Consider the following 11,713-nt stretch of genomic DNA (forward strand, 5'->3'; position numbering starts at 1 on the left):
AAACCACATAGATAACAGTGATTTAGTGATTGATGTCTAGAAAACCATCATAAAACCCATAAAAATCAGATCTATAAGCTTCTCATTTGCCAGTAACCTTCACCATTAGTCGCGAGTTGGCTGTGTAAATAATCGAGCGTCTCTGCGACCATTCCCGCAGTGCCTTGTGGCGGATTGAACAGCAACAAACCACTGCCGATCAGGCGATCATCACCCTTGGGATCTCGAAGACGAAGCTCCGACTTAATCGGACTTGGTAGCAAGCCATCTTTCACCGCTGTCACGCAGTGGTTCAGAATCAGTGAGCTCTTGTCATCCGTGTAAAGCGGGTACCAAATGAGGGCTGATACCTTCTCAGACTGTTGATACGCCTTAACCAAGGCATCGATCACCGCGAGATATTCAGAATCGGTTTCATAGGGTGGATCTATAACAATCAGGTGATGGTTGTCGTGTTTTGCTATGTCGTCAGGCAGTGCTTTCAAGCCATCGCCCGCGGTAATGGTGAGCTTACTTGAGACGTCAAGATCGCGTTGCAGCTTCTCAATGTTGGTTTGTAATAGGTCGGCTTCATCTTGCTGAATGTCTGAAAAATAGAAGCTATCTTGGCTGCGGCCTTGTTGGTAGGTGATGGCTGCAGAACCCGGATAAAGAGAGATAAGTTGGTTCGGATTGTAGTATTCCAGCACCGACATAAAAGAGCTGAATGCCGGAGGAAGATAAGCCTTGTTTCGCCACAAGTACCCGACCCCTTCAGCAAACTCACCCGCGTGATTGCTTGGAGCGGTGGTCAGGTCATAACAGCCTGTACCAGAGTGGGTGTCGATAACATTGAGACGTGAATGTTGCTGCATTAATGACTGAACAAGTGCACTCAATACTGGATGCTTTAGCGCATCACCATGGTCGCCTACATGACATTGATGTCGATATTCCATTCCCTTGCCTCATTTCTACGAACGTCATCTAAACATACTTCATATCATGAGGGCTTGCCTGCTCAATCCATCGTTTTTTGAAATAGGCTCTCTTTTCTGTAACTGTCTGACTCTTATAAAAAATAAAGCCCCTCGTTTTGTTATAAACGAAGGGCTTGTTGACGTTACTGACTAAGTCGTACAGTTAACCAATAGAGAGCTTAAGGGTACTCGCCCTCAACTTCTACCGGCGCTTTCACTTGGTAGTGACAAGGCTGTAGGCCAAGTAACTTAGGCAGTGTGATACCGACAGACACTGAAGACCACGTACCGCTGACAATACCTACAACCAGTGCAATCGCGAATCCTTGTAGTGCAGCACCGCCAAGTAGCCAAAGTGCTGATACGGTGATTAGCGTTGTGCCTGAAGTCACCATGGTGCGTGAGAAGGTCGCTTTAACCGATTCGTTAAGCAGGTTATCCGTATCGCCGTTTGGATTACCACGCAGCATTTCACGCACACGGTCGGCAATGATGATCGAGTCATTCAACGAGTAACCCAAAATCGCCAACACAGCCGCTAACACAGTCAAGTTGAACTCGAATTGAGTAAAAGCGAACAGACCTAAGATAAGCGTCACGTCATAGATGATCGCGGCAAGGGCGCCGAGTGCTAAACGCCATTCAAAACGAACACTCAGGTACAGCATGATCATTAAGAAACACACCAATACCGCCAAGCCACCTTGGTCAACCATGTCTTGACCGACTTGAGGGCCAACCACGCTGCTGTTAAGCACTTTTACTTGGTCACTTACAGAAGACAAAGCATCCACTAAGTTTGGCTGTGGCGCGTCTGTCATTTGGCTGTAACGGATTGTCCAGCGATCCTGTTCTGCCATACCAACCACTTGCACGTCTTGTTGGAAAGCCGTATCAAGTTTTGTTTTTAACGCATCTTTGGTGACTTGTTCAGAGAGTTGAACCTCGGCAACCACACCGCCTGTGAAGTCCAAGCCCCAGTTAAAACCTTTCACCGCCACCAGCATCACAGAGCTCATGAACAGCACAATAGATATCGCAGACATCACCTTACGAAGGCGAGTCATATTCTTATCCGAAATATAACCATTTGAAAAATAGCGGTCTGAAATAGTCATTTTTGAAGTACTCATGCTTAAATCCTTACATCGTGGCGTTGGTCACGCCCCCAAACCAAATTGATAATCGCTCGTGAAGCAAAAATGCCCGTGAACATACTGGTTAGAAGACCTAAGCCCAGTGTCAGAGCGAAGCCCTGAATCGGTCCATTACCGATTGTGTATAGAGCCACAGCAACGATCATGGTGGTGACGTTAGCATCGAAAATTGACGAGAATGCGCTATCGAAACCACGATCGATAGAGCTAGCAAAGCTACGCCCTTCTTTCATCTTGTCTCGAATACGCTCGAAGATAAGCACGTTAGTGTCTACCGCCATACCGACGGTCAGTACCAAGCCCGCAATACCTGGCAGAGTTAACACCGCACCCGGTAGCAAGGCAATCAAACCAAACAACGTGGTCATGTTAACCACCAATGCACAGTTCGCGACCCAACCAAGACGGCGGTACCATAGCGCCATAAACGTGAGAGTCAGACCAAGGCCAAGAGCCAAAGCAGCAAAGCCATTCGTTACGTTTTCAGCACCCAGAGATGGGCCAATGGTACGCTCTTCAATGATGGTAACAGGCGCTGTTAATGAACCTGCACGTAGCAGTAGAGCAAGCTCTTGTGCTTCTGCCATGCTGCCTGCACCTGTGATTCTGAAACGGCTACCCAGTTGAGATTGGATGTTCGCAACACTGATCACTTCACTGGTTTTTTCGCTGTTACCGGCTCTGTCACGGCTGTATTCGCTGTAAACGGTCGCCATTGGCTTACCGATGTTATGGCGAGAAAACTCAGACATTTTCTTACCACCAGAAGAATCCAACGTGATGTTGACTTCTGCACTGCCCATTTCACCAATGCCACTGCGTGCATCGATAATGTGTTCACCGCTCAGCACTGCTTTGCGAGCAACCACGATACGATTGCCATCTGAATCTTTCAGAGTTTGAGTATTGCGCGTTGCGTTGTCGTACACAGAGTAGAACGCTAATGAAGCCGTAGCACCAATCACGTCTTTCGCAGCTGCAGGGTCTTGTACACCCGGTAATTCGATACGGATACGGCTTTCACCTTGGCGTTGAATCGATGCCTCAGTAATGCCTAGCTCTTCAATACGGCTGCGCATGATTTGCAGGTTTTGTTGAACCGTTAGGTTACGTAGCGTTCTTTGTTCTTCTTCAGACTGAGTTAACGTTAGCGATTTATCTGAACGGTCACGTTGCCATTGTGGGAACTCTTCACGAATCAGCTTTTGTGCTTTCTCGAAATCGGCATCAGTACGGAAGTTAAATTCAACTTGGTTATTCACCACTTTACCGCGTGCATAACGCACTTGGCTGGTGATCTCGTCGACCACAGATTGCGCTTGTGCGTGGTAAACCGGTTCCATGTCTACTTCTAGTAGGAACTGAACACCACCACGTAAATCAAGGCCTAACTGAATCGGTGCGAAGCCCATGTCAGTCAACCATTTCGGAGCTGCTGGCTCCATCGCTAGTGCAACCGTCGCGTTGTCCAATAGGCGCTCATTCAGCACCTCTTTTGCCTTCGCTTGTTGTTCTGCGTCTTCCAAGATCACGACTAAACGTTGGTCTTTTTGAAATGCCGATTTAGCTTGGATGCCTTCGCTCGCAAGATATTGGGTAATTTGACTCGCATCGATGGTCTGTTCAGAACGATTGTTAATTTGAACCGATGCATTCTCGCCATACCAAGAAGGTAAAGCACTCAGAACCATGATGATGATAGTGGCGATAAGCACCACGTATTTCCACTTTGAGTAGTGGTTTATTTGTTTTCTTTGAATGCGTTTTTTCACAGTCAAGATCTCTTCTTTGAACTAATATTTTGCGAACACGAGCAATGGCTAATCACAACCAGAACAAGCTGATTGAAAGATAGTGATGCTAAAGCTGATGTCGCTATGTTTGTTTTGATTAACTGGCGAGTTCAACGGGCACAAGTGACCATCGATACGACCAATTTAGGGTCAAACGATTAGCTAAGAAGTTCTCGGAAATGCGAGTATTGGATGTTGCCCTCTTTCCACCCAGCAAGCCGGGAGGACGGAGAACTCACAATGCTGGTCCAGTGCTGCTTGGAATCCAACAGCGGTGTGTTGAAAAGCAAAGAAGCCAGTAATGAAGGGGGAGAGAAGTCGATCAGTAGATGATAAGCAGGCTCAAGATCGGCCACGCTTTCTTGCTCGTTACTGAGCATACGTCTGAAGTTTGCTGCTTGAAGGCTTGATTCGGTGTCGTGATAGTTGGAACTGTCACCAGAAGGCACGGTGCCAAACTGAGCCTTGTCGCACTCTAAGTAGCTCGACGGATTATCCGTATCAGCTTGTTTACAAAGATCATTCTGTGAAGATTGCTCTTGAGCCGAGTATATTTGAAATGGCTTAGAAGGAAACGAATAGCCGTTAGAATTCACTAAGCCAAAGCTCAGTAAAAACAACATTAAGACTAATCGGGTACCCAGTTTAAGCAATCTAATATCCAAACAACATTCTCGTAGATCGTCAATCTACAATACAAATGAAACGCTGTCTTGATTTAAAACATTTTTTTAGAAAATGATACGATGCAACCGATTAAGCGTTCTCGAAATTTAGATTTACATAGATCTAAAATGGCTTAACAGCAGGTGATGCATAGACGTTATGAATGGTGGAAAAACAAGAAAGCCAAGCGGTGCTCGCTTGGCTTTGAGTTGTCTCTTTCTGTTGGTTTCAAGCTTTAGGCTTTAGGCTTTAAGCTTTAGGACGCATGATGTTCTTAACCTTACGGCTATTTTCACCAAAGATGCGTTGGACAAGTTGATTCATGTCTTCCGCAGTGATCGATCTCGCCACTCGCTCAACTTGAGACAAAGCTTCGATATCATAACCATGAAGTAAATAACGAGACAGGTACCATGCTTGGTCAATAGAGCTCATCTCGAGAGGTGTGAAGTCCGCTTCAAACTGTTTCACGACTGCGTGCATTTCCTTTTCAGAGACGCCTTGTAAAAGGTCTGCAATCACTTTATCGATCGCCACTTCGACTTGGTCAACGTTCTCCGGCGCTACCATCGCCCCGATAACCCACTCACCACTCAGCTCACTATCTGCGGATGCTGAATACGTATATGGCGAGTAATCTAAACTCAACTCTTCACGAATATAAGCATCTAAGCGAGTTGCCAGCAGTCGTTCTAGCAAGTTTTCCGTGAAGATATCTTTTGCCGACACTTTAACTTCAATACTAGGCTCAGAGATAACTCTTAGGATGTACTCTGCACTATTCACATTGTTGATCGCTAAATCAACGCGTGATTCAGATGGCTGCTTGTAAGCCACCTTAAAGTCCGGAACCTCGGCTTTGTCTAATGGAATAGAAGCCAGGTATTGCTCAACCAAAGGCTTTAATTCACTTGGATCGATGTCACCCACGACCACCAATTGGTTATCTCTCATTTGACCAAACAGCTGCTGATGAAGATTAGCGACATCTTCCACAGAAACCGCTTCAACGCGTTCTTTATCTACAAGATAATGACCACTTTCCTGACGATAAATATTATGGTTTACCGCTCGTTCAAACTGACCAACAGGGCTGCTCAAGAAAGATTCTTGACCTTGTACAAACTCCTGTTTCACTGCCTCTAACTGCTCGGGAACAATTTTAGGCGCAGTTATGAAGGTATAAAGCGCAGCAAACGTATCTTTAAGTCCGTCTTTATTGATATTAAATTCAATACCATGACGAGTATTACCAATGAAAGAATCGGCGCGAATATTTTCACGATCAAAGTACGCTAAAAGCTCAGAGCCCGTAAACTCACCGACACCGCTTCGAGCGAAGGTAGGTAACGCAACCTCAACTGCCGGGTACAAGCTCGGATCCAAAGCGGCTTTTCCGCCGAGGCTCATGTACATCACCCCAACATCATCACCAGCCACATAATCACGCAGGTACCACATGTCGATACCATTGCTTAACGTCCATTTTTGGATGTATGGGTCGACAGACATTTGTTCAGCAAGTACAACCTCTCCTTGCGAGCTAGGTACAGCAAAAGCACTGGCTGTTCCAAGCGCAAGCGGCGGAACTCCCGTCTCGCTATACGTGGCTTTTAAATTATCGAGAGAGTTGATGACCGCTGTTCTGTCTTCAGAGTCGTCCATCCCAATAACAATAAAGTAATCATCAGAAAGTAGATTCTTGATGTTGTCGTTAATCACTTCAAGGCTCAAGTTAGCGATGAAAGCTTCCAAGCTGACTTGATAGTCTTTCTGTGATTGGACAATTCGCTCAGTGACTAACGCACTCGCTTTGTAGTTCGCGTGTTCAACGCTGTCCATTTTATCCCAGTCACGCTCGATATTATCCAGCAAGTCTTGGTAGTAATGCTGTTCGCCTACAATGTCCGCTTCCGAAACACCAAAATCACGCAATGACGCCAATGTAGAAAGCAGATCTTGTTGGATAACTTCACGGTCTCCAGCCGGAAACCCAACACTTATTGATGAATAGTGCAGAGCGCCCATCTGATAGCCATCAGACGCTATCCATTGAGTCGGCAGCGCAGCATCATTGAACACCGCTTCTAATCGTTGTCGAATCAATTGTTGAGTGGTTTCATCTAACCAGCGTTGATGCTGCTGAGCATGATTTTCAACTCTATTTAAACCTCGGTTAAACGTCAGAGTGATGCTTGGTGCTTCTCTTCCTGCGTACTCAACATAATCATCTTCATTAAATGACGTCGTTTTCTGTTTCTCTGGTCTCGGCGTATCACCACGCTCCCAGCTAGAAAACTTTTCTTCAATGAGTGGAATCACGGTTTTGATGTCCACATCACCAGAAACGACCAGCTCAACTATTTGAGGTTGATACCAAGTCAGATAAAAGTTGGTGATGCCTTGAGGAGTGGCATTCACAATCGACGATTTCGTCCCTAGTGCATCTTGCGATTCGTACGGGCCGCCTTCAATGAAGTGATCATAATATATATCTCCGAATGACTTATCATCGAGGCGAGCCATACGGAACTCACCAAGAACCACGCCTTTTTCTTTTTCGACTTCTGAACTTGATAGATCCAGGCCATCACCAATGTCACGCATCCACGTCAAAGCAGACTGCAATTGGATGTTATCTGGCAAATCTAACTGGTAGACCGTCTCTTCATAAGAGGTGTAGGCATTAATATCAGCACCAAAGCTAGCGCCTGCGTCTTCGAATAGACGAATCACATCATTTTGAGAGAAATTCTTACTGCCATTGAATGCCATGTGTTCCAAAAAGTGCGCGTAGCCTTCTTGCTGGTCAGTCTCTTGAATCGAACCGGCGTGCACGACTAAACGGACAGATACGGATTCTTCATGATCTGGATAAACATGATAAGTAAGGCCATTTTCGAGTTGGCCTGAAGTCCATGCCGGATCCGGCTGGATTGGCGTTTCGATGGTTTTTGATGTTGAGCTACAGCCAACTAAGGTGAGGCATAGAGCCGTGGCTAAATAATATGTTTTCATAACAACCTCTTAATGTCATTCATCGACAATATACAGATTGAGCTAACGATTATTATTTAATATTGAACCGGATGATTACCTTTGTGATCTGGATCTTTATTTTATAAATCACCAATCGTTATGTAAGATCACCGGTGCTCATTTAAAGCAGGGTTTTGATAAGAGCCTATTACATCGATTTTAGACTTGCTTATCAGCGCAATAAAAAGCCAAATGCTTGAACATTTGGCTTCTAAGTGAATCCACATATAGAGAGTAGAAGCGGCTTTCATGAAAAACCACTTACCTCAATAGACTTACCCTTGTGGTCTTAACAAGTTCTTCAATTGATAGCTGTTATCACCAAAAATTTCTTCAGCGTACTCTGTCATGTCTTTGCTAGAAATTGAGTCAGCCGTTCCCTGTAGGTCGAACAACGCCTCAAAACCATAATCATGAATCAAATAACGAGAAATAAACCAAGCTTGTTGAGTGGGCTTATATTTTAGTGGAGTGAGGTCTGCTACTAGCTGTTTAGCCGCTGTGCGAGTCTCATCTTCAGAGATCCCTTTTGCCGCTTCAGCGATGACCTTATCAATCGCCTGTTCAATTTTATCTGAGTTTTCTGGAGCCGTTAAAGAGCCGATTAGCCAGTCATAACTAGGCTCACTGTCTTGCGCGACCGAGTACACATAAGGCGCATAATCCAAACCTAACTCTTCACGAACATAAGCCGTTAAACGGCTCGACAATACACGCTGAAGCATGTCGTCCATAAACACATCTTTTGCGGTTTTATCCCGAGCTTGCTGGGAAATCACACGCAATAAATACTGACTGCTGTCTTCATTATTGACGGATATATCCATTCGTTCTTTCGAATCAGTACTATATGCCACCTGATAATCCGGAGACACAGCGGCTTCTAATGGCAATGATGCAACATATTGACGCACAAGAGGCTTAATTTCAGCGGGGTTAATATCAGCAACAATAACCAATGTATTGTCTCTTAATTTTTGAAAGAGTTGATGCTGTACATCTAGTATATCTTGCGACGTGACAGCTTTGATATCGTCACTTTCAAGCATCATGTGGCGGCTGCTTGTTTGATAGCTATTGCGATTAACCATCTGAATAAACTGACCAACTGGTGTTTCTAAATATGCTGTACGATCTTGAGCAAATTCAGACTTCACAGCCTCAAGCTGGGCACTGTCTATTTTAGGTTCGGTTACAATGGTGTGGAGCGCAGCTAAACCCTCTGCAAGCGTCTTTTTCTTGGCGCTTATTTCTAAGCCATGATGAGTAAAGTTGATGAAGGGATAGATTTCAATGTCTTCGCGTCTCAAGTGAGCGGTTAACTCCGAACCACTAAATTTACCAACACCACTACGAATCGAAGCTGGCAGGGCAATCTCTACAGCAGGAAACAGCGAAGGATCCAACGCCGCTTTTCCCCCCTCACTTGCATAGTAAACCCCGACACTATTACCTGCCTCAGAGTTACGGAGATACAAAACTTCAATACCGTTGCTTAATGTCCACTGCTTCAAATTAGGATCGTCACTCACCTGAACTTGTTTTACAATTTCGCCTTGAGACGTTGGCACACTAAACGCCGAGCTTGCAGTAACGAGCAATGGCCTGTTGCCTGTTTTTTTATAGGCTTTTCTGACACCTGTTAGCTCGTTATTCATTGCCTGCAAGTCTTCTTTAGACGATAAGCCTAATCCCAAAATATATGGGCTAGAAAGTAAATCATCTAAATTATCATTTACGGCTTCCAGATCCGTGCTCGAAAGAAACTCTTTCAAGCTCGACTTATAATCAAGCTGTGATTGAACCGTTTGGTTAATCACCAGTGCCGTCGACTTGCCGTCAGCATGAGCTACTGCATCCATTCTCTCCCAGTTAGCTTGAATGTCATCAAGGTTCGCTTGGTATTGCTGTATCACACTCGTAAATTCATATTCGCTCACACCATGATCACGCAATGAGGCGAGAGTAGAGATAAACTGCTGCTGGCTTTGCTCTCGACTATCGATAGGAAAGCCAACCGTAGTAATGGAATACCTTTGGTACTCTAAGAAATAGGGAGTCGAAGCAACCCATTGCACTGGCAATGCAGCGTCAACAAAATCTGAATTCAACCTTTGCTGGATGAGTTGTTGAGCAATATCATCTAGCCAAAGCTGATGTTGTTGCTCATGGCTCTTTGTCACTCTTTGCCCACGCTCAATCACTATCCCGATGCTCGGTGGCTCGCTCCCAGCTCCATACGCCACAAAATCTTGAGTATTGTAATCCGCTGACGTGTTCTTCACGGGAACCGGTGTTGTGCCTCTTTGCCAATCAGAGAAAGTATCTTCAATCAAAGGGATCACTTCTGCCAGAGTGATATCACCAGAGACAATCACCTCGGTTAACTGAGGTTGATACCAGGTTTGGTAATAGTTATTTAACTCTTGAACATTCGCATTAGAAACGGATTCTTTATTGCCAATGGGATCGTTGGTTTGGTAATTCGTGCCTTCAACCATATGATCGTAGAATTTAAATGAGAGAGGCTTATCTTCAACTCGTGTGTGTCGAAATTCCCCTAATATCACTCCTTTCTCTTTTTCGATCTCAGCTCCGGACAGCAGTAAACCATCGCCAATATCTCTAAACCATGCCAACGCTTGATCTAGATTCTTGTTGTCGGGTAGATCTAACTTATAGAGGGTTTCTTGATAAGAGGTATAAGCATTTAAGTCAGCGCCAAAGCTAGCACCAGATTGCTCAAATAACTCTACTACATCATTCCCTGAAAAATTTTTGCTGCCATTAAACGCCATGTGCTCAACAAAATGGGCATAACCTTTTTGTTGATCGCTCTCTTGAAAAGAGCCGGCATGCACAAGTAAGCGTACCGATACTGGTTGTTCTCGGTCAGGGTAAACATGGTAGGTTAAACCGTTATCTAATTCACCTGTGACCCAATATGGATCGGATTTCAATAACGTTTGTTGATGAGGAGTAGAACTGCAACCTAGCAATGTGGAGCTCAATACGACGACTAAATAGTATGCTTTCATAACGATCTCTTTGAAGGGCTTTCCTCCAATATATCCGATCGCAAAAGTATAATAATTCGCCATTAAATCAAACGACTAAAATTTTAGAGTCACTCGATATAAGTATGAAAGTGTTTAATTTATAAATTACATAAATGAATTATAAAGCCGATATGTAGCGCCTTTTATTTGTTCGCTACATCCCTTTAAAGAGCACTTGCGAGGCACGGCTGATCGGTAGCTTTTCCCCTGACACATACGCCGACATCTGACCGGAGAGTCCTTTCTTCACCTTATCAATGGCGGAGACTTTCACCACCACTGAGCGGTGGATCTGCCAAAACTCATCCGGGTTAAGCTGCGCAATCAGCTCTTTTAATGATACGCGAAGGATATACTCCTCTAGCGAACCGCCTTGGCCCTTCTTAAATATAGACACGTACTTGTCTTCCGCTTTGAAGTAAGCGACATCATCGACGGCGATAAGGTGGATGTCTTCTCCGACACTGGCTTTGAGCCATGTGAGGTGCTTTTGCTGCGGTTGATAAGGAGGCTGCGTTTGCTGTGACGTCGATTGGGATAGTTGTTGAAGCTGAGCCATTAACGCTGTGATATCGGGCTGTTCCGGAGTACTACCTGTTTGCGTTTGGTTGCTCGACAAACGCGCTTGCACCTTCTGACAAGTAGCAAGTAGACGCTCTTCATTGATTGGCTTCAGCAGGTAATCCATCGCATTATGCTCAAAAGCTTTGACCGCGTATTCGTCATAAGCCGTAATAAACACAATCAATGGCGGCGAATCTAACTTGTTGAGTTGTTTCGCCAGCGAGATACCATCCAGCTCTGGCATACGAATATCTAGAAAAGCCACATCGGGCTTAAGTTGCTGAATACTTTGCATGGCCTCCAAACCGTTTTGTGCCTTGCTGACGATCTCGAGTTCCGGCCAAACCTCAGCAAGACTCTTATCCAAGTGATGTCTTAACAGTGCTTCATCGTCTGCAATAATTGCCGTCACGCTGGGCTTTAGTCTTGAGTTGATCATTATTTTTCCTTTAAATTCACACTGTAAATCGTCTGTT

7 protein-coding genes are annotated in these 11,713 nt (G+C 44.9%); all 7 read right to left on the reverse strand.

Annotated elements, in window-relative coordinates; all coding sequences use genetic code 11:
* Positions 1 to 71: 71 nt before the first annotated feature.
* The 7 genes from rlmJ to OCV20_RS24240 all read right to left on the reverse strand — a co-directional run bounded on the left by rlmJ (position 72) and on the right by OCV20_RS24240 (position 11,676).
* Positions 72 to 938, reverse strand: a complete 867-nt coding sequence (gene rlmJ, locus OCV20_RS24210; RefSeq protein WP_086773990.1) for a 23S rRNA (adenine(2030)-N(6))-methyltransferase RlmJ — start codon at positions 936 to 938, stop codon at positions 72 to 74.
* Positions 939 to 1,138: 200 nt separating this feature from the next.
* Positions 1,139 to 2,092: a protein translocase subunit SecF gene (gene secF, locus OCV20_RS24215; RefSeq protein WP_086773991.1), complete on the reverse strand. Its 954-nt coding sequence runs from the start codon at positions 2,090 to 2,092 to the stop codon at positions 1,139 to 1,141.
* A gap of 2 nt (positions 2,093 to 2,094) precedes the next feature.
* On the reverse strand, positions 2,095 to 3,894 hold the full coding sequence (secD, locus tag OCV20_RS24220) for a protein translocase subunit SecD (RefSeq protein WP_086773992.1): 1,800 nt from the start codon (positions 3,892 to 3,894) through the stop codon (positions 2,095 to 2,097).
* A 173-nt stretch (positions 3,895 to 4,067) separates the two neighbouring features.
* Positions 4,068 to 4,532: a hypothetical protein gene (locus OCV20_RS24225; protein ID WP_029235281.1), complete on the reverse strand. Its 465-nt coding sequence runs from the start codon at positions 4,530 to 4,532 to the stop codon at positions 4,068 to 4,070.
* A gap of 292 nt (positions 4,533 to 4,824) precedes the next feature.
* A complete protein-coding gene (locus tag OCV20_RS24230) occupies positions 4,825 to 7,593 on the reverse strand; it encodes a M16 family metallopeptidase (RefSeq protein ID WP_086773993.1) in 2,769 nt (922 codons plus the stop codon).
* A gap of 296 nt (positions 7,594 to 7,889) precedes the next feature.
* On the reverse strand, positions 7,890 to 10,652 hold the full coding sequence (locus tag OCV20_RS24235; RefSeq protein WP_086773994.1) for a M16 family metallopeptidase: 2,763 nt from the start codon (positions 10,650 to 10,652) through the stop codon (positions 7,890 to 7,892).
* 175 nt (positions 10,653 to 10,827) lie between these two features.
* Complete coding sequence (locus OCV20_RS24240; protein WP_086773995.1) at positions 10,828 to 11,676, reverse strand: LytR/AlgR family response regulator transcription factor; 849 nt, start codon at positions 11,674 to 11,676, stop codon at positions 10,828 to 10,830.
* Positions 11,677 to 11,713 lie beyond the last annotated feature (37 nt).

Source organism: Vibrio coralliirubri (assembly GCF_024347375.1).
Classification (GTDB): domain Bacteria; phylum Pseudomonadota; class Gammaproteobacteria; order Enterobacterales; family Vibrionaceae; genus Vibrio; species Vibrio coralliirubri.